The sequence below is a fragment of the Novosphingobium sp. ES2-1 genome, from assembly GCF_015169775.1.
GTDB lineage: Bacteria > Pseudomonadota > Alphaproteobacteria > Sphingomonadales > Sphingomonadaceae > Novosphingobium > Novosphingobium subterraneum.
The window spans coordinates 990981-1013710 of the sequence record NZ_CP063445.1 but is presented as its reverse complement, the minus strand read 5'-3'; the positions used below and the strand labels follow the sequence as shown (position 1 = coordinate 1013710).

Below are 22730 nucleotides of genomic sequence, written 5' to 3'. Positions count from 1 at the left end.
CCGCCCCGGGGGTCCCGCTTCCTTCCCCCGCGCCCTACGCAGAAGAAAAGCCAAGTCCCGGATCAAGTCCGGGACGACGCGAGTTGGAGGTGCAAATTTGCTTAGCGAGCACATGGGCGAAAGCCGAAAGCCAACCAGTCCAAACCAGACCCCTCGTCGCCCCGTGCTTGACACGGGGCTTGGCTCCCCTTGCGGCCTTAGGCTTAGATTTTGGGGATTGATGCACCTGTCCCCGTAACTGTCCCCGTAACTGCCGACAGACGGCTCCCACTAGAATTAAAAAACCGGAAGCTCGGCTTCATCAACGGCGTTGAAGGCATCGCGAACAACTTCAGGCAATATCTGTTGCACTACCGGATCAAGCCAATGCGTCAGCTTCCTTTCGAACATGATGGTACGCCTTTCAGATACGACCTCATGATGCTCCGCGCTGACGTTGACGATCAGTTCTCCCTTCGAAGGAAGTTCTCCGATGGCGCACACCAGAACGCCGAAATGTTCCTCTCTTGCAGGCCGAAAATCAGCACACTCGAAGCTAGCCATTTCGGGAGCCCCTATCGTCGGTCGTTTTATCCAATAGAAACCGGTGGGATTTCGATGGGTTGGCATCGACAGGTGGCGGGGCGCGTCGAAGATGTAACCACCACGTGGCGGTTTCGGCGGGTCTGGGAGAGAAACCGGTCCATATAGCGATTCTGCGTCTTCTCGGTCAGCCAGCAGCTCAATCTCACCAACCGCCCGTAAGACAAGTGTAAGGTTCTTGGCGGAAACGTTGCCGATATTGGCAACTGAACCTGACGGCATTTGCGCGAGGGAATGCCGCTCGATGCGTTCGTGAAGAACCGTGAAATATGTTTCTACCGACGACACGAAAGTCTGATACTCGTCGTGATAGGCGTCGATCCGACTTTGGCTGATATGGTATGGATCGCTGAGAATTGAAATGTTGTTCAGATAGCGTTTCGGTTCGATGTGCGCACGCGGGAACTCCTCCAGCACTCGACCGGTCAGTTTTTTCACCATCACGCTGCCCAAAAATGGCACCGCAGCCGCCTCGATTGTGATGGGCTCGTCTGGTGGCATGATAATCTGCAGGCGCGGGCGCGCGTTTTGGGCAGCTTCCAATTCTCGGTTAAGCTGTGTGATTTTTCGTTGATCGTCTGTTTGTTCCGCAGGCAGCAGCCATTCCTCCGGAGGACATTCAGCGCGGACTCCTGCAATACGGGCGCGGATGCGCGGTCCTGTATCGTGAGATAGCACAATGCCGCAGGCATCCGTCGCGGCGGCGGCAACGAGATAGTCGTCAGCACTGTATGGGTCCAATTCCGAGAAGTCAGACCAGACTGGTTTGCCTCGCCAGATCGCTATTTCGACCTTGGGCGCAGCCTCCCTGATCAGCAGTGTCATATCATTGGTAGCAGCGGCCTCCTCAATCTGGGCGAGCGCCTTGCGGGCGCGATTTCGCCGCCGCTGATTCGCCGATACTTTGTGCTTGTCCAGTTCCGTAATGACTGCGCTGCACACGAAAAGCTTTATCGCCTCAGCCTCGGGGAACAATTTGCGCCAAGCGATCTGGTTAAAATCCTTCATTTGAAGGAAGCAGTTCGTATCGATGAACAGGGCAACATTCTTGTCAGTCATGGAATGATTGTGACCTGACCCGATAGTTAGAGCAAGTCTTCAAGGCCGACAGCGGCCCTTATCCCCCCAAGGATAGGAATTTCGGGAATTTCGGGGACAGGTGCATAAATCCCCAAATTCGTCACGCTCACCGCACATAGCCCCCCTCAAATCCGCTCCGCCTGCGCAACAGCCTCACTCGCCCGCAGCGCCGAGATAATCCGCGTCAGATGCGCCAGATCGCGCACCTCCAGATCAACCTCATAGGTGTGGAACGGGTTCTCCCGCTGCGTCATCTCGAGGTTGACCACGTTGGCGTGGTTCTTGGCGAAGATGCCGGCCATCTCTGCCAGCGTCCCCGGTCGGTTATACAACTCAGCACGCAGGCGGCCGATAGCGCCGTCGGTGCGGGCGTCCCATGACAGGTCGATCCAGTCGGCATCGACGCCGTCGGCGAGCTTCATGCAGTCGATCGCATGGACTTCCACGCCCTTGCCGGGGCGGCGCAACCCGACGATGCGGTCACCCGGCACCGGGTGGCAGCAGTCTGCCAGCTTGAACGCCATGCCCGGCGTCAAACCGCGCACGGCAATGGCGCGCTTCTGGCTCGGCCAGTTCTCTTCCGGAATGTTCGCCGCGCTTCCGGGCACCAGCGCTTCCATCACCTGCCGGTCATCCAGCTTGGCCGAGCCGATGGCGAACATGAAGTCTTCCTCGCTCGCCAGCTTCAACCGCTTGAGCGCATCGTTCAGCGCCTTCTTGCCGATCTTGGTCGGCAGCCGCTCGACGATTTCCTCATAGAGCTTGCGCCCGATGGCGGCGACTTCGGCGCGCTCCTTCTGGCGGACGAAACGGCGGATCGCGGCCCGCGCCTTGCCGGTGACGACAAAGCCCAGCCACGATAGCTGCGGCTCGGACGTGCGGCTCTTGATGATCTCCACCACGTCGCCATTGCCGAGCGGCGTGCGCAGCGGCACATGCCGACCGTTGATCTTCGCGCCCACGGCCTGCGCGCCAAGCTTGGTATGGACGGCGAAGGCAAAGTCGATCGGCGTCGCCCCCTTGGGCAACTGGAACAGCGCCCCCTTCGGCGTGAAGGCAAAGATGCGATCCTGGTAGATCGCCATCTTGGTGTTCTCGAGCAGTTCCTCGGCGTCGTGGCTGGATTCGAGGATTTCGATCAGGTCGCGCAGCCAGCCCACCTGCCCATCGGGCGTGCCGCCCTGCTTGTAGGCCCAATGCGCGGCAAGGCCGAACTCGTTGCGCTCGTGCATCTCGTGCGTCTTGATCTGCACTTCCACGCGCATCGCGTTGGAATAGATCAGCGCCGTGTGCAGCGAACGATAGCCGTTCATCTTCGGCGTCGAGATATAGTCCTTGAACCGCCCCGGGATCATCTGCCATTCGCGGTGCAGGATGCCCAGCGCCTTGTAGCAGTCGTCCTCGTTGTCGGTCAGGACGCGGAAGGCCATGATGTCGGTGATCTGTTCGAACGACACGTGCCGCTCGGCCATCTTGCGCCAGATCGAATAGGGGTGCTTCTCGCGCCCCGAAACCTCGACGCGCAGGCCCGCCTCGGCCAGTGCCTGCTTGATCTCCAGCGCGATGGCATCGACCTGGGCGCCTTCCTCGCTGCGGATCGCCGCCAGCCTGCCGGTGATCGTGGCATAGGCTTCGGGCTCAAGCTGCTCGAAAGCCAGCAGCTGCATCTCGCGCATGTATTCGTACATGCCCACCCGCTCGGCCAGCGGGGCATAGATATCCATGGTCTCGCGCGCGATGCGCCGCCGCTTTTCCTCGCTCTTGATGTAGTGGAGCGTGCGCATGTTGTGCATGCGGTCGGCCAGCTTCACCAGCAGGACGCGCAAGTCCTCGCTCATCGCCAGCAGGAACTTGCGCAGGTTCTCTGCGGCGCGCTCGCTCTCGCTCATCGTCTCGATCTTCGAGAGCTTGGTTACGCCATCGACCAGCCGCGCCACGTCCGGCCCGAACAGGCGCTCGATCTCGTCCACGGTGGCAAGCGTATCCTCCACCGTATCGTGGAGCAGCGCAGTGATGATCGTGTCCTGATCGAGCTTGAGCTCGGTCATCAGGCCGGCCACCTCCACGGGATGCGAGAAGTACGGGTCCCCGCTCGCCCGCTTCTGGGTGCCGTGCTTCTGCACGGTATAGACATAGGCACGGTTGAGCATCGCCTCGTCCGCATCGGGATCATAGGCAAGCACACGTTCGACAAGTTCGTACTGGCGGAGCATCTGTGCCCTAAATGGCGGCATCGGAGCGGTTCCCGCAAGGGGGAAAGCCGCATGAATGCAATCGTATTGGTCGATCAGCCGATGATCGGCTCGGTTCCGGCACTTTCCGGCAACAGTCCTGCGACGCGGGGGTCAGGAAAGATTTCAACGTGCCGTGCATAGGGCGCAAAGCCCTGTCCCATGTAGAACCCCAGGGCGCGTGGATCGTCGAGCGTGCAGGTGTGTACCCACACCCGCTCAACGCCGGGCACCCAGGCCATCTGCAGCGCCCGCCGCATCAACCACTTGCCAAGGCCCTTGCCGGTCGCCCCGGGGATCAGTCCGAAGAACGCTATCTCGCACGTCCCGGCCGCACGGAAGTCCAGCTCCAGCATGCCGACCTCGACCCGCGCCCTGTCCACCACGGCATGGACCTGCACCTGCGGATCGTGAATGATCGCCGCCAGTTCCGCGTCCAACATGGCCAGCCGCGACCACCACAGCCAGGGCTCACCCACGCGACGATAGAGAAGCCGGTATTTCTCGGGCGCGCAGTCCTTCCAGCGCACCAGTTGCACCGGAACGTCGCCTTCGGGCACCAGCCGACGCAAGCCCGCCGGCGGCTGGCGCATTTCGAGCGAGGTCACGACGCAGGCCAGATCGCCCGGCGCAACGTTGTGGAACCCACGCGCCAGCGCCGGGCCTTCCGCCTCGATCACGTCAGCTCCAGACGGCTTCCGGTGGCAGGCTCATCAGGATCGCATCGATGTTCCCGCCGGTCTTGAGACCGAACAGCGTACCCCTGTCCCACACCAGATTGAACTCGGCATAGCGACCGCGATATTCGAGCTGGGTCAGCTTCTCTGCCGGCGAGTAGTCCATTCCCATCCGCTTCCTCACCAGACGCGGGAAGACGTTGATGAACGCCTCGCCCACATCGCGCGTGAAGGCGAAGTTGGCTTCGAATGCGGCATCGTCAGCACATTCGAGGTGGTCGTAGAAAATGCCCCCAACGCCGCGATGGACCTTGCGGTGCGGGATCCAGAAGTAGTCATCCGCCCACTTCTTGAACTTCGGGTAGTATTCCGGATCGTGCCTGTCGCAGGCAGCCTTGTACTCGGCGTGGAACTCGGCCGTGTCTTCCTCATAGGGGATCGGCGGGTTGAGATCGCCGCCACCGCCGAACCACGCCTTGCTGGTCGTCAGGAAGCGCGTGTTCATGTGGACCGCCGGCACGTGCGGATTGCGCATGTGCGCCACCAGGCTGATCCCCGTCGCAGTGAAGCCCGGCGCCTCTGCGCTCGCCCCGTTGACCGATCCGGCGAAGTCCTTCGAGAACTCGCCCTGCACCGTCGAGACGTTGACGCCGACCTTCTCGAACACCTTGCCCTTCATCAGGCCCTGCACGCCGCCGCCGCCGTTTTCGACAGCTTCGCCGTCATGCTCCCGGTTCCACGGCGTATAGGCAAACGACGCATCCGACCCCGCTTCGCGCTCGATCGCCTCGAACTCCGCGCAGATCCGGTCACGCAAGCTCTCGAACCAGGCGCGGGCGCGGGTGGTGTGGGTCGTCCAGTCGGTCATGCATTCCCCCAAAGGTCTGTCATGGCGACTTGCCAAGGGAATCGCGATCCGGCAAGGGAAAGCCATGGTTCCCTTTTCGTTCGCACCTTTTCAGTTCATGGGGCAGGAATTCCGCCTCGGTGCATCCCGCGCGCTTTATTGGGTGGAAGAAAATGCGCTGCTGGTGGCTGACCTTCACCTCGAAAAGGCCAGCTTCTTCGCCCGCCACGGCCAGATGCTCCCCCCGTATGACAGCCGCGCCACTCTCGAACGGATTGCTGAGGCCCTGCGCGAGACCGGCGCCCGCCGCGTCTTCTGCTTGGGCGACTCGTTCCACGATGCCGCCGCCGTCGCTCGAATGGAGCCTTACGCCGCTGGCATGCTTGATGCCCTCACCCGCGCGACAGACTGGGTCTGGATCACCGGAAACCACGACGAAGACGCATCTGCCCCCGGCGGCACATTGGTTGACGAGCTGGCCGTTCGCGGTCTCACCCTGCGCCACATCGCTCGCAAAGGCACCGACGAAGCCGAAGTCTCAGGGCACTTCCACCCCAAGCTGCGCGTCTCGATCCGCGGTCGCACCATTGCCCGCCCCTGTGCCGTCGCGAGCGAGAACCGCCTGATTCTTCCCGCTTTCGGCGCTTTGACCGGAGGCATGGACGCAGGCGACCCGGCAATTCTGGCGGCATTGCAGCCCGCCCGCTCGATCGATGCGATCGTCCCTGCCGGGGCAAAGCTGGCCCGCTTCAATCTCTGGCGCGCTGCAGCCTGAAAGCAACATGCTTTCGCGAAACCCGTCGGCTTTAGAACCAAGGGCAAAACCGCCCTTTATCTGTGCGCGCATTGTGATATGAGCGCGCGGAACCATATTGGGCAAAAACTGCAGGAGAAAGCACTATAGCTCCCCCACCGCGGCGCATGATGGCGCCCCCCGTCAAGAGCGGGCCTCGCTACAACCAGATGATCAACGTGCCCAAGGTGCGCGTGATCGACGAGAACGGCGAGAACCTGGGTGTGATGTACACCCGTGAAGCGATCGAACAGGCCGCCGAAGTCGGCCTCGACCTCGTTGAAGTTTCCCCGAATGCGGATCCGCCGGTCTGCAAGTTCCTCGACGTGGGCAAGTTCCGCTACGAGGCGCAGAAGAAGGCCAACCTCGCGCGCAAGAGCCAGAAGACGCAGGAGATCAAGGAGATCAAGATGCGTCCGAACATCGACGACCACGATTACGATACGAAGATGCGTAATGTCGTGAAGTTCATCGGTGAAGGCGACAAGGTGAAGATCACGCTGCGCTTCCGCGGCCGTGAGCTTTCGCACCAGCAGCTCGGCATGAACCTCCTGCGCAAGGTGCAGGACGATGTGGCTGAAATCGCCAAGATCGAAGCCTTCCCCCGCATGGAAGGCCGCCAGATGCTGATGGTCCTCGCGCCGAAGTAGGCCCGAGACCGCGCTTATGCAAACCGCAAGGGGCGTGCCGCAAGGCGCGCCCTTTTCGTTTCCGAACAGGCGACAGTTATCTACCCCTCCCGCAGCCGGAAGAGGTCGGGGGTGGGCACTCGGCACCTGTGATCTGCACGCTGTCGGATCGCCTTGCCTGCACACCGGTCATCGACGCCCCGAAACGCCCTGGCGCGCGTTCCGCAACTCGCCCCCACCAACCAACGCTCCACCGATTCAACCATGTCTGTTTGGCGCATCTGCGCGTTGCCGCTGCGGTTCGCCAAAAAACCAACAGGTTTCATCAAGGAGCATTACATGACGCCGTCTCTCAAGATCATCCCCGCCGTAGCGATTCTCGCTGGCTCGCTGGGCCTCGGCGGTTGCGCCACCAAGGGCTACGTCAACGAGCAGATCGCCACGGTCAACCAGCGTATCGATGGCGTGGAAAGCCGCCTCCAGGCAACTGACGGCGTTGCCCAGGCTGCCCGCAGCGAAGCGCAGGCCGCCAACGCGCAGGCCCAGACCAACACCCAGCGTCTCGACCAGCTCACTGGCCGCGTCGACAGCATGGACCAGCGCATGATGCAGGCCCAGCAGAAGCGTCCGCGCAACTAATCGGCCACTGTCGCGTTAAAGTGCCGGACAGGTCTTCTGTGGTCAGACAACCAGGGAAGGCCTGTCCGGTTTTTCGTCTTTGGTGCGAGTGAAGTTCGAAATGATGAAGGCTCTTGCGGCGCTTGCCGGCCTGGCGCTGGCTCTCCCCTCTGTGATGACCGACCCCGCCGAAGCGGCAACGGCGACAGCTTCGAAGGCCAAGGCGCAAAAGCGCAAGAGCACGAAATCCGTCCAGAAGCCCGTCCAACTGCCCGACCTGACGATCCCGACACAACGCGTGACGTCATGGGTGACGGAGACCGCAGACAACAACGGGCTGCCCTTCCTCGTGATCGACAAGCCAAGCGCCACGATTTTCGCCTTCGATGCGAGTGGCAAGCCGGTGGGCTTCGGTCCGGTGCTGATCGGCCGCGCCTTGGGTGACGACGCCACGCCTGGCGTCGGAAACAAGAGCCTTGCCGAAATCGGCCCCGCCGAGAAGACCACCCCGGCCGGTCGCTTCCTTGCCCGCTTCGGCAAGGCTGCGGGAAACACCCGCGTTCTCTGGGTCGATTACGCCACCTCGGTCGCCATCCACACCATCCCGCCGGGAAATCCCAAGGAGAACCGGGCCAAACGCATGCTTTCGCCCGACGTGGACGACAACCGCATAACCTTCGGCTGCATCAACGTCCCCAAGGCGCTCTACAACGGCAAGATCGCCCCCATGTTCGGCAAGAAGGGCGGCTACGTCTACATCCTGCCCGATAGCAAGCCGCTGGAAGACGCCTTCCCGCCACTCCATGCCAGGCCCTTCACCCCCGCACAGGTCGCGACAGCCGAGAGCACGCCCAGCCGCTGACCTGGCCGCTCGGCGGCAGCCCTGATGCGAAAAAGGGGAGCCGAAGCTCCCCTTCCCCCTTCCGAAGCCCGCGCCTCAGAACCGGTAGCGTGCCGCCACGCCATAAGTGCGCGGCTGGCTGGTATAGCCAGAGATCGATCCGGGCTGGGCCGGGGTATCGAAGATCTGCAGGAGATAGCGGTTGTCCGTCAGGTTGCGTCCCCACAGCGTCAGTTCGAACCCGCTCGGCATGGCCCAGGTGATCGAGGCATTGGCCTCGTTCACTTCACGGCGGAACGGCCGCGCCGCATCGATCGCCACGCGCGTGCCGCCATCGAGGAAGCCGGGCAGCCCCTCGGCAATCTGCACCGGCGATTCATAATGGAAGTCGCCGCGCAGGATCAGGTGGTGGCCGCTGTCGAACTCATGGTCATAGCTCGCCGCGAAAGTCGACGAGATCGCCGGAATGCCTGCCGGTCGCGTCTTCGAAAGGTCGCCCACCGCCGAAAGCACGAAGCTGTCGTACTTCGGATCAAGGTAGGTCATCGCCACGTTGAACTGCCAGCCCTTGGCCGGCTTCACCGTACCTTCGAACTCGATACCGCGAACAGACTGCTTGCCGGCGTTGGCCAGCACGAAGCCCGACCCTGTGAAGGTGTTGGACTGGAAGCCATTGATCCGCTGGTCGAACGCGGCAAGGTTTGCCGTGACCAGCCCCCAGTCAGCCTTCAGCCCGATTTCATAGACGGTGGAGCTTTCAGGGCCGGCAAACCGGCTGCCATAGGTCTGGTTGACGACTGTCAGTCCCCGCGCAATCAGCGCCTCGCGATCGCTCAGCAGCGGGCGGCTGTCGCGCGAGAGGTTGATCGAGCTCGCCTTGAAACCCGTCGCATAGCTTGCATAGACGTTGATGTCGTCGGTCAGGTCATAGGCAACGCGGACGATGTAGGTGAACTTGTCGTCACGGGTCCGGCCCGGCTCCACCGCGTTGGGCACGGCCAGGAAGGGCGGCAGATATTGCAGATCCTGCAGCGCCAGCAGCGGATTGCCGACCGTAAGAGGATTGCTGTCCGCAGCCGCTTGCTGGGTCGAAAGGTTCGCGTTCAGCGCCGCAAAGCCTGAAGCCTGGGCCTGCAGGTTGGCAAACACCGTCGGATTGGCCTGTGCGAAGGCGGCAATGGCCAGCGGGTCCGTTGTGCCCAGCGCGGTCGAGATGAAGCCGCGGCTCAAGGCCGTGCCGCCGATCTGCACCAGATCGAGGTTCGCAAACACGTCAGACGACGTTGCCGAGGCGGCAAAGTCCTTCTTGTCCTTGGTGTAGTTGATGCCACCCGTCACGGTCAGCCGGTCACCGATCTTGAAGTCTGCCTGGCCGAAGACCGAGAAAGCCTCATTCTTGAGGCGATAGCGCTCGTCCAGCTTCTGCCCGGCCACGAAGAACCGGCCCGTGTAGTTGGTGCCGGTCAGCCCGCTGATCGTCGCCTCGATGCTCGAAAGCGACTGGGTGTTCTGCGTCAGCCCCCGGATCAGCACGTCGGCATAACCGCGCGCGTCCTCGCCCCAACCAAGCTGGTTGGACTGACGGATGCTTTCGTTGAAGTAATATCCGCCTACGAGGAAGTTGAGCGGGCCATCCATGTTGGTGGCCGCACGCAGTTCCTGCGTGAAGGTCTTGATGCCCTGATCCTGTGCATTGAACCCGATCAGATCCGCACTGGTGAAGTCGGAATCCTGATTGGTGAAGGCGTCCAACCGCCGGTAGGCAGTGATCGAGGTGAAGGTCAGCGGACCGAAGTCGTAGTCGACCTGGCCCGAAGCCCCCCAGTTTTCGATGTCGTTGACCGAATCGATATTCGAATAGACTCGGTTGGCGTAGATCTCGTCAGGTCCGTTGACGCGCCCGCCCAGAGCACGGATCGCCTGCGTCGCAGAGCTGGGCCGGAGGTTGACCACCCCGCAGCAGTTCTCGTCGATCTTCGAATAATCGCCGATCAGGCGCACCCGCGCCTGGGCATTGGGTTCCCACAACGCCTGGCCACGCACGAACCAGCGATTTCGCTCGTTGGTTTCGTTGCCGGTGCCGAGGTCCTTGTTGTACCCGTCGCGCTTGTTGACGCCACCGGCAAGGCTCAGCGCCAGCTGCTCCGTCACCGGTCCGGTGACCACGCCCTTGAGTACGACAGCATCGTAATTGCCATAGCTCGCCTCGACATTGCCGCCGAAGTCGAACTTCGGCGCTGCCGTCACGATCGAGATCACGCCGACGCTGGCATTCTTGCCGAACAAGGTCGATTGCGGCCCGCGCAGCACTTCGATGCGCTGCACGTCGGGGAAGTCGCCGATCTGCGCGGCAGAGCGCGAGCGGTAGACGCCGTCTATGAACACGCCGACCGATGGTTCGATACCGGCGTTGTTGGCGCCGTTGCCGAAGCCGCGGATGATGAAGTTGGTGTTCGCGCTCGATTGCAGCTGAGTTACCCGCAGCGAGGGCACCACGCTCGTCAGGTCCTTCAGATCGCGGATCTGCGCCTGCTCCAGCGTCTTCGCGCTCGTTACAGAGACGGCAATCGGCACGTCCTGCAGGGTCTGTTCGCGCTTCGTGGCGGTGACGATGATCTCGTTGCCCTCTGCCGCCTGATCGGGCGCGGGCGGTGCCGGCTGAGCTTCCTCCTCGGCCGCGTCGGCAGCATCCTGCGCGTGGGCGGTGGCGGAAAACGCAAGAGCAAGTCCGCAAGCTCCAGCAAGAAGCGCGGCCTGGCCGGCACGACCGGCATACAAGGATTTCATCTGCAAAACTGTTCCTCTATTCACCCGCCGGGCCTTCGCCGGACGGTGGCCGTCATCCGGCCGGAAGGTCATCCTGTTTCCCACCCGACCTTCTAGGGCGCGGAAAACATGCGAACAATTCCAGTTCGATGAAATCCTTCGCGACCCCCATGCATTTTCATGCGCTGTTGCATGATAGTCACACCTGCAACCGCTTGGCTGCTGTTCCAAGCCAAGCTTGCCGCAACGCGCCTTCCCGCATTCAGCGTGCTTGTAGCAATGCAGGCCTTTACAGAAACGTGCTCGCCGCAACGCATGCCTATATAGAAGCGTGCTTGCCGCAACGCACAATTGCGAGTAAGCGCGCGCCGAAACCGGAGCGAGCCTTGCTTGTGCCGACTCCAGCCGATTCCAACCGAAAGCCTGTTTTCATGTCCGCCCAGCAGCGCAATATCGCGATCATCGCCCACGTTGACCACGGCAAGACCACCCTGGTCGACCAGCTCTTCCGCCAGTCCGGCACTTTCCGCGACAATCAGCGCGTGGAAGAGCGCGCGATGGATTCCAACGATCTCGAAAAGGAACGCGGGATCACCATTCTCGCCAAGCCGACCTCGATCGAATGGAACGGCGTGCGCATCAACATTGTCGACACGCCCGGCCACGCCGACTTCGGTGGCGAGGTGGAGCGTATCCTCTCGATGGTCGACGGCGTGATCCTGCTGGTCGACAGCTCGGAAGGCGCGATGCCGCAGACGAAGTTCGTCACCGGCAAGGCGCTCGCCCTCGGCCTGCGCCCGATCGTCGTGGTAAACAAGGTCGACCGTCCGGACGAGCGCATCCAGGAAGTGCTCGACGAAGTGTTCGACCTCTTTGTCACGCTCGATGCCAACGACGAACAGCTCGAATTCCCCGTGCTCTACGCCTCGGGCCGCAATGGCTATGCCAGCACCGATCCCGATCGGCGCGAAGGCACGCTGGAGCCGATGTTCCAGCTCATCGTCGATCACGTGCCGCCGCCGAACCTCGATGAAGACGCACCGTTCACCTTCCTCGCCACGCTGCTGGATCGTGACAACTTCCTTGGCCGCGTGCTCACCGGCCGCGTCCAGTCGGGCGTGATCCGCGTCAACGATCCGATCCGTGCGCTCGACATGGACGGCAAGGTCATCGAAACCGGCCGCGCTTCCAAGATCATGACCTTCCGTGGCCTCGATCGCGTGCCGGTCGATGAAGCCCGCGCGGGCGACATCATCTCCCTCGCCGGCCTCACCGTCGCCACCGTGTCGAACACCATCGCCGCGCCGGAAGTCACCGTGCCGATCAAGGCCCAGCCGATCGACCCGCCGACCCTGTCGATGCGCTTTGCCGTGAACGACAGCCCGATGGCAGGCCGCGAAGGCAGCAAGGTCACCAGCCGCATGATCCGCGACCGTCTGGAGCGCGAGGCGGAATCCAACGTCGCCATCCGCATCACGGAATCGGCCGACAAGGACAGCTTCGAAGTCGCCGGCCGTGGCGAACTCCAGCTGGGCGTCCTGATCGAGACGATGCGCCGCGAAGGCTTCGAACTCGGCATCAGCCGCCCGCGCGTGCTGTTCCAGAAGGACGAGGACGGCAACCTGCTCGAACCGTACGAAACCGTCATGATCGACGTGGACGACGAGCACTCGGGCACCGTGGTTGACAAGATGGCCATCCGCAAGGCCGAGCTGACCGACATGCGCCCCTCGGGCGGCGGCAAGACCCGCATCACGTTCTCGGCCCCTTCGCGCGGGCTGATCGGCTACCACGGCGAATTCCTCTCGGACACCCGCGGCACCGGCATCATGAACCGCCTGTTCGAGAAGTACGGTCCGCACAAGGGCAAGATCGAGGGCCGCAAGAACGGCGTGCTGATCTCCAACGGCACCGGCGAAGCCGTTGCCTATGCGCTTGGTCCGCTTGAAGAGCGCGGCATCCTCTTCGTCGGCGTCGGCACCCCGCTCTACGAAGGCATGATCATCGGCGAGAACGCCAAGCCGGAAGACCTCGAGGTCAACCCGATGAAGTCCAAGCAGCTGACGAACTTCCGTTCGAGCGGCAAGGACGACGCCATCCGCCTGACCCCGCCCAAGATCATGACGCTGGAGCAGGCCATCGCCTACATCGACGACGATGAAATGGTCGAAGTCACGCCAAAGTCGATCCGCATCCGCAAGGCCATCCTCGACCCGAACGAGCGCAAGAAGGCGTCGCGGAAGAAGGAAGCGGCATAAGGAATAACAAAGGGCGGCTCCCTCGGGCCGCCCTTTTTGCTTGTCCGTCAAGCGACGTGCGTAGAGCCGCTCCAACCTTCTCCGCACCGGCAGGCGGAAGGGTTCGGGGTGGGCATTCACCACCACGGGATGCTGACGCCCACGTCAGCATAAATGGCGAACAATCGCCAGCTTTCCTGAACAAAACAGGCACAAAAACCGCTGTCCTACAAGGCATCAGCTGACATAGCATCCCCGCCATGTCGCACCCTGCCCCCATCACGCTGCCCGCCAACACCACCACCGCTCAAACACCGGAAAACCGGCGATTTTCCTCGCTCCTGCAGGCAGGATGGGCCGGGGGTGGCCAAGTTCCGGGAATGCTGATTCGCCTGAACGACGCCCTCTTGGAAGGCGCAGGCCGCGCATTCCCACAGCCAATCGATCTGCCCCGATCGCTTGCCCGCGATTGCGCTCCTGAACTGTGTAAACAGCGTCAACCCTCTGGCGCCCGCCGGGCGGTCGACGAGGTCCGGCGCGATGCCCATGCGGGCCGCGCGGGACACGAAAAAGCTGCGGCGATGCATGTCGCCGCAGCTTCTCCGGGTTCGCTTTCCCGCGCGTTTCTGGCGCGCAGCAGGTATTTCGTCTCGTTCTTAGAAACGCAAGCCAACAGTAGCGCGCAGGGCGTGCGTGTCGAACACCCGGTCGGCAACCCGCAGGTTGGTCCCGCCGCCGTTCAGCAGGAACGGGTTGGTCGCAGGCGCGGTCCCCTGGCCCACTTCGACTTCATACTTGTCGTCCTGATACCGGCTGTAGAGGTACTCCAAACCCAGCGACAGGTTGTTCGACAGCATGATCTCGGTGCCGCCACCAGCCTGCCAGCCCCAGATCATCTTGCCGTCGTCGCGCTCGGTGAACGAATTGGCGGTATTGGTGGTCGAGAAATCATGATTGATCTTGGCGTAGCTGCCGCCACCGGTGACGTAGAACAGAGCGCCGCCGCCCGGGGTATAGCCAAGGCGCGCGCGCGCCGAAATGGCGTAGTCGAGCTGGCGGTCGATACGGTAGGACGCCGGCGTGGTGCTGAAAGCGGTCGAGCGATAGATCGATTCATTGCGCGAACCTTCGATCAGGCCGCCGAACACCATGTTGCCCGACCGCGCATCGAAGCCGACGCGAACGCCGTATTCCGCTCCCTGCTTGTCGGCCACGCATCCAGCCCCACGCTGTGCGCCCTGGGCACCGCAATTGGCGAAGCCAGGCGAGAACGCATTGGCGCCTGTCGTCGTCTGGACGGTATTGCCGTAGTTGCCATCGCGATCGGTATCGAACTCGAACTGGCCACGATTATTGCCGAGCAGACTGATGCCACCAAAGCCCTGGATGTAGACTCCGTCGAAGTGGCTGTCGCGATCAAAGCCATCGGCGGTGGTGGCCGTGGACATCGTGGTGTCGGAATTGTCCATGCTGTCCTGCGCCATGGCCGGAGCGGCGACGAGCGCCAGCGTCGCGGCCAGCGGCCACGTAAAAATGCTCTTCGAAGTCATTGATATTCCCTCTGGATTGCCTGAGACCGGTCGTGCAGCCCCAATCCCTGCGAGCGGGATTGGTTTCCGCAAAACCGCACCGGATCGGACGGGTACGGCACTTGGGGCAGGTTCAGTAGTCCGCCGCGCCCCAATTGCTGGGCGGATTCCGGTTTCCGGTATCCTTCGGAATTTCCGCCGCCATCTGCCGCGGCTGTTCAAAAGCCTGGGCACCCATGTAGCGATCGAATTCCTCAAGGAACCGCCGCGTCAGCCGCTTGTCTTCCTGCGGATCTATGGCGTGGCGCAGCTCCGGAAAGCGGCTGCCCTCTTCCTCGTAGACATGGTGGAGCACAGCACCGCGGATATGGCCAAGCTTGTCGCGCCAGTCCTGGCCCATCGGATCAAGCGTCTCCAATGCGCCCATCTGGATGCGCGTCATCGCGTGCTCCTCGAACGCCAGCCCAGCACTTGCCTTGCTGCTGTCATTGGCCATCGCTGGATAGAGCACTGCCTCTTCGGCATTGGCATGCGCGGTCAGCACCATCGAAAGGTCGCGCAGTGCGGCACGCCGCTCGGCGACGGAATTGGCCCCCAGCGCCAGTTCGAAGCACGCCTCGATGCGGCGATGATGTTCCAGCGCATGCGTAATCCAGTCGCCGGGCCGCGCCAGGGCCTGCGCCTTGTCTCGCGCCTCGCGACGATCTTCATCGCTTTCAGGTGGGGTGATGACGGCTACGATCTTGTCGAGAAAGGACATTTGCTCCACTCCTGCTGAGCCTTGCAGGGTGAGCGGACAGGCTTGGTGTCAGTTCCAAGGCTAGTTGCAGCGCTCGGCCAGTCGTGCAACGCCTGACGCGAACCGCGCAAAAGTCGCGCAAATCGGTCACCGTCACTCGCCATTCGGCTTCGGCCCGGCTATGGCGCAGCCGATGAGCGAGGCAAACTCCCCCTTCCCGACCGATCTTTCAAAGCTGCGCGTCGCGCTGTTCAGCGGCAACTACAATTACGTCCGCGATGGCGCGAACCAGGCGTTGAACCGCCTCGTCGGCTATCTTCTGCGCCAGGGCGCGGATGTCCGCATCTATGCCCCCAAGGTGGATGAACCCGCCTTCGAGGCAACCGGCACGCTGATCGGTGTACCCTCGTTCGCGATCCCGGGCCGTCCCGAGTATCGCTTCCCGCTTGCCCTGTCCCCACGCATCCGCCGCGATCTGGCCACGTTTGCCCCCCACGTCGTGCACGTCTCCTCACCCGACGTCGTCGCGCACCGCGCGGTTTCGTGGGCGCGACACCGCAGGCTTCCCATCCTCGCCTCGGTCCACACCCGGTTCGAGACCTACTTCCGCTACTACAACATGGCCTGGGCCGAACCCGTGGTCGAAGCCCTGATGCGTCGCTTCTACCGCCGCTGCGATGCGCTGGTCGCGCCGTCGGAATCGATGGCGCAGGTGCTGCGCGACCAGCGGATGAATTACGACATCGACATCTGGTCGCGCGGGGTCGATCGCGAGATCTTCCACCCCGGAGCGCGCAGTCTCGAATGGCGCCGCTCGCTCGGCATTGGTGATGACGAAGTGGTGATCGGCTTCCTTGGCCGCCTAGTCATGGAGAAAGGCCTCGACGTCTTTTCCGACTCGGTCGACCAGCTGGTGCGCAAGGGCGTCAAGCATCGCGTGCTCGTGGTTGGTGAAGGCCCGGCACACGACTGGTTTGCAGCCCGGTTGCCCGATGCGGTCTTCGCCGGGTTCCAGGGCGGGCACGATCTCGGCCGCGCGGTCGCGAGCATGGACGTGCTTTTCAATCCGTCGGTCACCGAGACCTTCGGCAACGTCACTCTTGAAGCAATGGCTTGCCGCGTACCGGTCGTTGCCGCAGCAGCGACCGGAAGCCAGAGCCTCGTCGACGACAACGTATCGGGCCGCCTGATCACGCCGGGTGCCGTCCGCCAGTTTGCCGAGGCGCTGCGTTGCTATGTGGAAGACGCAGGGCTTCGCGCCCGCCACGGCATGGCGGGCGAGGAACGCAGTCTCGACTTCTCCTGGGACCGGATCAATCAGGCAGTCGCCGATACCTACCTCAGGCTGGTGCGCCAGAAGTCCAAGTCGCGGGCGGGTCGATAGACGCCAGGCTCAGTGCAGCACGCCTGCAGCCTTCATCCGGATCGCATACCACAGGAAGAACACGAGCGAGCCCCAGATCAGGAGGTTCATCGCCATCATTGCGCCCGAGTTCATGGATGTGGGCATCGTGCTGTCGAGAAGATGCGCAAGCTGGCTTGCGGCAAGGCCGCCCAGCGAAACCGCAAATGCCGTAACGGCATGGCGCGAACGCACCAGCAGCAGGAGCGAGCCTGCCAGCGAACCCCAGACACCAAGCGCCCAGAACGCGCTGAGCCAGGCGGGCATGGCGAGCATGTAGGCGATCTCGGCTTCAGTCATGCCGACGGACTTCATGTAACCAAGCGGGTCGAGCTTGCTCATCGCGTAGTCGACGCAACCAAAGCTGTTCCATAACAGACTGATCACGCCGACAGCCCAGAGATGGCCCGGTGTCTTCACGGGATTGTCTTGCAGGTTATCCATGGGTCCTCTCCCCCTGTTACCCGGGGAGAGGATATCATGGCCCAATGCATCCTCAAAGCGGCGCGAAAGCGCGGATTCATGGAGCATCAGAGGCGTTCGATCCTGCGTGCGGCCTCGTCGAGGATGTCGGCAATGGCATGGGCAGTCTCGGTATCGAAACCTTCTGCCATGACGCGATTGCGCACGGCTGCGTGAAGGTTGCCCATTGCCCGGCGGACCGGCGGACTGTCCGCACGATCACGCTGTTCGCCCAGCGCCTTGAGCCGGGCGAGGACCGCGTCGATTTCCGCATCCTTGCCAACCAGTTCGGCCCGGCCACTGTCGGTAACAGCGAAAGCCTTGCGCGGGCCTTCACCTGCCTCTTCCGCGATCAGCCCTTCGTCAACCAGCAGGCTGAGCGTAGGGTAGACCACGCCCGGGCTTGGCGCATATTCGCCACTGGCAAGCTCGCCGATCGCGCGGATCAGGTCATAGCCATGGCGCGGCTGTTCTGCCACGAGATGCAGCAGAAGCAGGCGAAGCTCACCGCTACCGAACATGCGCCCGCCCCGACGACCGCCACCCCGGCCGCCCCGGCCACCGCCGAACGGGCCGCCACTGAACGGGCCGCCACCGGGGGGACCATCTTCGCCGAAAGGTCCGCCCTTTCCGAACGGGCCGCCGAACCGACCACCCATCATTGCCATCATCGCGACGGCATGCCGACCGCGTCCATGGCGGCCTTTTTCGAATCTCATGTATTCATATCCTTTCATGATGCGTCTAAGATATATCTTAAATGTATTCTGACAAGTGCCCCGTGCAATTTATCTGCGCGCACCTTATCTCGGCGGAAATGGCCGACCTCTTCGCCCCGCCTCCACAGGACCGCCCGCCGCCCGAAGCCAGCGCCGAAGCGCCGCTGGCCGATCGCCTGCGCCCGCGCGAGCTTGCGGAAATCATCGGGCAAGACCACCTGACCGGTCCGGACGGAGCGATCGGGCGCATGGTCGCGGCGGGCAAGTTGACCTCGATGATTCTGTGGGGCCCGCCCGGCACCGGCAAGACCAGCATCGCGCGCCTGCTCGCCGAAGCGGTGGGCATGCGCTATGTCGCGATCAGTGCCGTGTTTTCAGGGGTCGCCGATCTCAAGAAGGCCTTTGCCGAAGCAGAAGCAATGGCACTGGCCGGCCGACGGACGCTGTTGTTTGTGGACGAAATTCACCGCTTCAACCGCGCGCAACAGGACGGTTTCCTCCCGTTCGTGGAGAACGGCACGGTAACACTGGTCGGCGCGACGACCGAAAACCCCAGTTTCGCGCTGAACGCGGCGCTGCTGTCGCGGGCGCAGGTGCTGATCCTGCATCGGCTTGATGCCGCTGCGCTGGGTACGCTGCTGGACCGGGCCGAAGACATCACCGGCCTGCGCCTGCCGCTTACCCCGCCCGCCCGGGAAGCACTGGTCGCGTCCGCCGATGGCGACGGACGCTTCCTGCTGAATCAGGCGGAAATGCTGTTTGACGTATCGCTGCCGGCACCGCTCGATCCCGAGGGCCTGGGCAAGTTCCTCATGCGGCGCGTGGCGGTCTACGACAAGGACCGCGAAGGGCATTACAACCTCATCTCGGCCCTGCACAAGGCGGTGCGCGGCTCCGACCCGCAGGCCGCGCTCTATTACATGGCGCGCATGCTGGTGGCGGGCGAAGAGCCGCTTTACGTCCTGCGTCGGCTGGTGCGCATGGCGGTGGAAGACATCGGCATGGCCGATCCGCAAGCGCTGGTGCAATGTCTTGCTGCAAAGGACGCGTACGAGTTCCTCGGCAGTCCGGAAGGCGAACTGGCGATCGTACAGGCCCTTCTCTACATTGCCACCGCACCCAAATCGAACGCGGCCTACATGGCGCACAAGGCGGCCTGGAAATCGGCCCGCGATACAGGATCGCTGATGCCGCCATCGAACATCCTCAACGCGCCAACCAAGCTGATGAAGGACATCGGCTACGGCAATGGCTACCAGTACGACCACGACGCCGAGGACGGTTTTTCCGGCGCGAACTACTGGCCAGAAGGCATGGCACCGCAGACCTACTACGCCCCGGTCGAACGCGGATTCGAACGCGAGGTGGCAAAACGCCTCGAATGGTGGGAGCGCAAGCGCCGCGAGCGCCAGGGCGAATGACAGCTGGCAGTCATGGAAACCGCTTCGGTCATTTCATTGCGATAGACTGGTCTGGCGCAGCAGGAGAGCGGCACAAGGGCATCGCGCTTGCCATGGCGACACGTGGCAATGCTGCGCCCAGGAGCATCCGCCCCGGCCATCGCTGGTCGCGCAACGAGGTGCTGGACTATCTGCGCAACGAATTGCCGGACGATGCGCTTGTCGGCATGGATCTTGGCATCTCGCTGCCGTTTGCGGATCACGGCGCATTCTTTCCCGGGTGGCGGGATACGCCAGCCAGTGCCCGCGAGCTTTGGGCGCTGATTGACGGGATTTGTGGGGACGAACCGCATCTCGGCGTCTCGGCCCTGGTCGATCACCCTGACTTGTGCGCCTTCTTCCGCCGTCACGGTGGCCGCGAAGGCGCTCTGTTCGGTGGCGGCCAAGGGAGGTTCCGGGCTACCGAGGCCGCCCAGCGCAGGATGGGTTGCAAGCCTTATTCGAATTTCAATCTCGTCGGCGCGGCGCAAGTCGGCAAGTCCAGCCTATCGGGGATGCGACTCCTGCACCGTCTGGCCGACCGGGCGAGCGTGTGGCCGGTGGATGGCCTGCCGGACGAGGGCCCGGTCATCTGCGAAATCTACACCACGATCGCGGCGATGGCAGCGGGACGGACGGCCTCGCGATCGAAGATGCGCTCGGCCTTGGAACTCGACGAAGCTCTCGCGGCTCTGGGCTCGCCTCCTTCCGGGCTTGCGGGTCCGCTCGACGACCATACTTGCGACGCACTGGTAACGGCTGCATGGCTGCGCACCGCCGCCCACGATCCCCGCCTGTGGCACCCCCGCGAACTTTCAGACGAAATTGCGCGCACCGAGGGCTGGACGTTTGGGGCCGTCTAAGGCTAGGGAGCGCTACGCGCACCGCGCAACGCCGGCTTAGCTCAGTTGGTAGAGCACCTGATTTGTAATCAGGGGGCCACAGGTTCGAATCCTGTAGCCGGCACCATTTTTCGCACGCTGTGAACGTCAGGTGTCGTTGTCGGCAATTCGCGCAAGCAATCGCTCGAGACGCTGGACCTGTTCCGTCTGTAGCGCCCTTATCTCCTGATAGATCTCAGCCAGTTCAGGGGAATCGACGGCTGTTGCAAGGTCGGAAAGGGTCACGTCATGATCGTCGCTGACGCGGAAAGCCGTGCGCAGATGCGCGGCAATCTCGCGCAGGCGCTGATCGCTGGGACCTGACCGAACCCCACCATGCATGGCTCCTTCTACCATGGTTGCCTGAAAATACGAAGAATTCGATCGATGCCGCGCGGCGCGGCCTTGGCACGGTTCGGCTCGTCGCAAGGCAGAGGTCGTGCGACGCGTGCTGACATGATGCAGATTCTCCACGACAGGAAGGCTTCAATCTGGTATTAAATGAAACCAGTTTTGCATAACCGCCGCTTTCGCGCGGGTGAATCGGAGATATCCTTGAGCCAGTCCCCAAGTTCGACCGACCTGTTCGAAAACCCGTTGGGCCTCGATGGTTTCGAGTTCATCGAATTTTCCGCCCCCGAGGCCGGGAGCCTCGAACCGGTGTTCCGGCGAATGGGCTTCACCCATATCGCCAACCACCGCTCGAAAGCCGTGCAACTGTGGCGCCAGGGCGGCATCAATCTCATCGCCAACTACGAGCCGCGCAGCCCCGCCGCCTATTTCGCCGCCGAACACGGGCCGTCCGCCTGCGGCATGGGCTGGCGCGTGCGCAACGCGGCCAGGGCCTATGCCACCGCGATCGAACGTGGGGCAGAGCCGGTCGAAGTGCGCACCGGTCCGATGGAACTGCGCCTGCCGGCCATCCGGGGCATCGGCGGTTCGATCATCTACCTGATCGACCGATACGAGGGCGGCGCGTTCGGCGATCTTTCAATCTATGACATCGACTTCGAATACCTGCCGGAGGTGGACCGTCACCCCGTGGGAGCGGGTTTCCATACGATCGATCATCTCACCCACAACGTCTACGGCGGGCGCATGGCCCACTGGGCGGCGTTTTACGAGCGCGTGTTCGGCTTCCGCGAGATCCGCTATTTCGACATCAAGGGCGAATATACCGGCCTCACCAGCCGCGCGATGACTGCGCCGGACGGGAAGATCCGCATTCCCCTGAACGAGGAGGCAAAGGCCGGTGGCGGGCAGATCGAGGAATTCCTGCGCGCCTACAATGGCGAGGGCATCCAGCACATTGCCTTTGCCTGTGATGACCTGATCGGCGGCTGGGACAGGCTCAAGGCCACCGGCACACCGTTCATGTCGCCCCCGCCCGACACCTACTACGAGATGCTGGACGAACGCCTGCCCGGCCATGGCGAGCCGGTGGACGAACTGAAGCGCCGCGGCATCCTGCTCGATGGCTCGACCGAAAAGGGCGATCCGCGCCTGCTGCTGCAGATCTTCTCGGAAACCCAGATCGGCCCGGTGTTTTTCGAGTTCATCCAGCGCAAGAAGGACGAGGGCTTCGGCGAAGGCAACTTCACCGCGCTGTTCCAGTCCATGGAGCGCGATCAGATGCGCCGTGGCGTCCTCCAGGTCGAGGAGACGGCAGAATGATCCCGCAGATCAAGCGCATCCACCATGTCGCCTATCGCTGCCGCGACGCGAAGGAAACGGTCGACTGGTACGAGCGCGTGATGGGCATGCGCTACACCACCGCATTCGCCGAGGACAAGGTGCCCTCCACCGGCGAAGACGACCCCTACATGCACGTCTTCCTCGACTGCGGGGGCGGCAACGTGCTGGCTTTCTTCGAACTGCCGAACCAGCCCGCAATGGGCAAGGATCCCAATACGCCCGCTTGGGTCCAGCACATCGCCTTCGAGGTGGAGGACGAGGCAGCCCTGCAGGCAGCCAAGGCTCATCTCGAGGCGGAAGGCGTGGACGTGCTGGGGCCGACCTACCATGGCATCTTCCGCTCGATCTATTTCTTCGATCCCAACGGCCACCGGCTCGAGCTGGCCTGCAACATCGGCACGGCAGAGCAATATGCCGAACTGGCCGATCTTGCACCGGTGATGCTTGAGGAATGGAGCCAGACCAAGCGCGCCCCACGCCATGCCGAATGGCTGCACAAGGACCCGGCAACGGCCTGACCAAAGGAACAGGGACGCGCCCTCCTTCGCTGTTCAACGGCGGAA

Annotated in this window: 20 protein-coding genes and 1 tRNA gene; 11 read left to right on the top strand and 10 right to left on the bottom strand. The window is 62.9% G+C overall.

Annotated elements, in window-relative coordinates:
- Positions 1-276 precede the first annotated feature (276 nt).
- From IM701_RS04925 to hemF, 4 genes are all read right to left on the bottom strand, one after another.
- Entirely contained in the window at positions 277-1641 is a 1365-nt protein-coding gene (locus IM701_RS04925; RefSeq protein WP_193827969.1) for a PIN domain-containing protein, read from the bottom strand.
- A 146-nt stretch (positions 1642-1787) separates the two neighbouring features.
- Positions 1788-3875, bottom strand: coding sequence for a bifunctional (p)ppGpp synthetase/guanosine-3',5'-bis(diphosphate) 3'-pyrophosphohydrolase (locus tag IM701_RS04920; RefSeq protein WP_193828348.1), 2088 nt, complete (start codon positions 3873-3875; stop codon positions 1788-1790).
- Between the two features lie 74 nt (positions 3876-3949).
- Positions 3950-4486, bottom strand: a complete 537-nt coding sequence (locus tag IM701_RS04915; RefSeq protein WP_193828347.1) for an N-acetyltransferase — start codon at positions 4484-4486, stop codon at positions 3950-3952.
- Positions 4487-4574: 88 nt separating this feature from the next.
- A complete protein-coding gene (gene hemF, locus IM701_RS04910) occupies positions 4575-5438 on the bottom strand; it encodes an oxygen-dependent coproporphyrinogen oxidase (RefSeq protein ID WP_193827968.1) in 864 nt (287 codons plus the stop codon).
- Positions 5439-5502: 64 nt separating this feature from the next.
- On the opposite strand from hemF, the gene pdeM reads away from it, so the two are divergent.
- From pdeM to IM701_RS04890, 4 genes are all read left to right on the top strand, one after another.
- Positions 5503-6192, top strand: coding sequence for a ligase-associated DNA damage response endonuclease PdeM (gene pdeM, locus IM701_RS04905; protein ID WP_193827967.1), 690 nt, complete (start codon positions 5503-5505; stop codon positions 6190-6192).
- 146 nt (positions 6193-6338) lie between these two features.
- Positions 6339-6860 carry a translation initiation factor IF-3 gene (infC, locus tag IM701_RS04900; protein ID WP_039335224.1) on the top strand — a complete coding sequence of 174 codons (522 nt, stop codon included), beginning with the start codon at positions 6339-6341 and terminating at the stop codon, positions 6858-6860.
- A gap of 318 nt (positions 6861-7178) precedes the next feature.
- Positions 7179-7478, top strand: a complete 300-nt coding sequence (locus IM701_RS04895; protein ID WP_039335290.1) for a hypothetical protein — start codon at positions 7179-7181, stop codon at positions 7476-7478.
- Positions 7479-7578: 100 nt separating this feature from the next.
- Complete coding sequence (locus tag IM701_RS04890) at positions 7579-8319, top strand: hypothetical protein (RefSeq protein ID WP_193827966.1); 741 nt, start codon at positions 7579-7581, stop codon at positions 8317-8319.
- Between the two features lie 75 nt (positions 8320-8394).
- Here IM701_RS04890 and IM701_RS04885 read toward each other — a convergent pair whose 3' ends face one another.
- Positions 8395-11085 (bottom strand): TonB-dependent receptor, encoded by a 2691-nt coding sequence (locus tag IM701_RS04885; protein WP_193827965.1) that lies wholly within the window; start codon positions 11083-11085, stop codon positions 8395-8397.
- Positions 11086-11495: 410 nt separating this feature from the next.
- On the opposite strand from IM701_RS04885, the gene typA reads away from it, so the two are divergent.
- A complete protein-coding gene (typA, locus tag IM701_RS04880) occupies positions 11496-13322 on the top strand; it encodes a translational GTPase TypA (RefSeq protein ID WP_193827964.1) in 1827 nt (608 codons plus the stop codon).
- Positions 13323-13957: 635 nt separating this feature from the next.
- Here the strand turns inward: typA and IM701_RS04875 are convergent.
- Both IM701_RS04875 and IM701_RS04870 read right to left on the bottom strand, forming a co-directional pair.
- Positions 13958-14851 (bottom strand): outer membrane protein, encoded by an 894-nt coding sequence (locus tag IM701_RS04875; RefSeq protein WP_039335230.1) that lies wholly within the window; start codon positions 14849-14851, stop codon positions 13958-13960.
- A gap of 112 nt (positions 14852-14963) precedes the next feature.
- Complete coding sequence (locus IM701_RS04870; protein ID WP_193827963.1) at positions 14964-15590, bottom strand: hemerythrin domain-containing protein; 627 nt, start codon at positions 15588-15590, stop codon at positions 14964-14966.
- Between the two features lie 172 nt (positions 15591-15762).
- Here IM701_RS04870 and IM701_RS04865 point away from each other — a divergent pair, with 172 nt between their 5' ends.
- Complete coding sequence (locus IM701_RS04865) at positions 15763-16953, top strand: glycosyltransferase family 1 protein (protein ID WP_193827962.1); 1191 nt, start codon at positions 15763-15765, stop codon at positions 16951-16953.
- 9 nt (positions 16954-16962) lie between these two features.
- Here the strand turns inward: IM701_RS04865 and IM701_RS04860 are convergent, their stop codons facing one another.
- Positions 16963-17415: a hypothetical protein gene (locus tag IM701_RS04860; protein ID WP_193827961.1), complete on the bottom strand. Its 453-nt coding sequence runs from the start codon at positions 17413-17415 to the stop codon at positions 16963-16965.
- An 86-nt stretch (positions 17416-17501) separates the two neighbouring features.
- Entirely contained in the window at positions 17502-18152 is a 651-nt protein-coding gene (locus tag IM701_RS04855; protein WP_062780494.1) for a PadR family transcriptional regulator, read from the bottom strand.
- A gap of 98 nt (positions 18153-18250) precedes the next feature.
- On the opposite strand from IM701_RS04855, the gene IM701_RS04850 reads away from it, so the two are divergent.
- The 3 genes from IM701_RS04850 (at position 18251) to IM701_RS04840 (ending at position 20560) form a co-directional block, all read left to right on the top strand.
- Positions 18251-19573, top strand: coding sequence for a replication-associated recombination protein A (locus IM701_RS04850; protein ID WP_193828346.1), 1323 nt, complete (start codon positions 18251-18253; stop codon positions 19571-19573).
- A complete protein-coding gene (locus IM701_RS04845; protein ID WP_193827960.1) occupies positions 19570-20454 on the top strand; it encodes a hypothetical protein in 885 nt (294 codons plus the stop codon). The genes IM701_RS04850 and IM701_RS04845 overlap by 4 nt, the downstream gene beginning before the upstream one ends.
- A gap of 30 nt (positions 20455-20484) precedes the next feature.
- A tRNA-Thr gene (locus IM701_RS04840) sits at positions 20485-20560 on the top strand.
- A 20-nt stretch (positions 20561-20580) separates the two neighbouring features.
- On the opposite strand, the gene IM701_RS04835 is transcribed toward IM701_RS04840, so the two are convergent.
- On the bottom strand, positions 20581-20814 hold the full coding sequence (locus tag IM701_RS04835; RefSeq protein ID WP_039338640.1) for a hypothetical protein: 234 nt from the start codon (positions 20812-20814) through the stop codon (positions 20581-20583).
- A 213-nt stretch (positions 20815-21027) separates the two neighbouring features.
- On the opposite strand from IM701_RS04835, the gene hppD reads away from it, so the two are divergent.
- On the top strand, positions 21028-22146 hold the full coding sequence (gene hppD / locus IM701_RS04830) for a 4-hydroxyphenylpyruvate dioxygenase (protein ID WP_369821001.1): 1119 nt from the start codon (positions 21028-21030) through the stop codon (positions 22144-22146).
- Complete coding sequence (locus IM701_RS04825; protein ID WP_193827959.1) at positions 22143-22685, top strand: VOC family protein; 543 nt, start codon at positions 22143-22145, stop codon at positions 22683-22685. Before hppD ends, IM701_RS04825 begins: the two co-directional genes overlap by 4 nt.
- Positions 22686-22730: the final 45 nt, after the last annotated feature.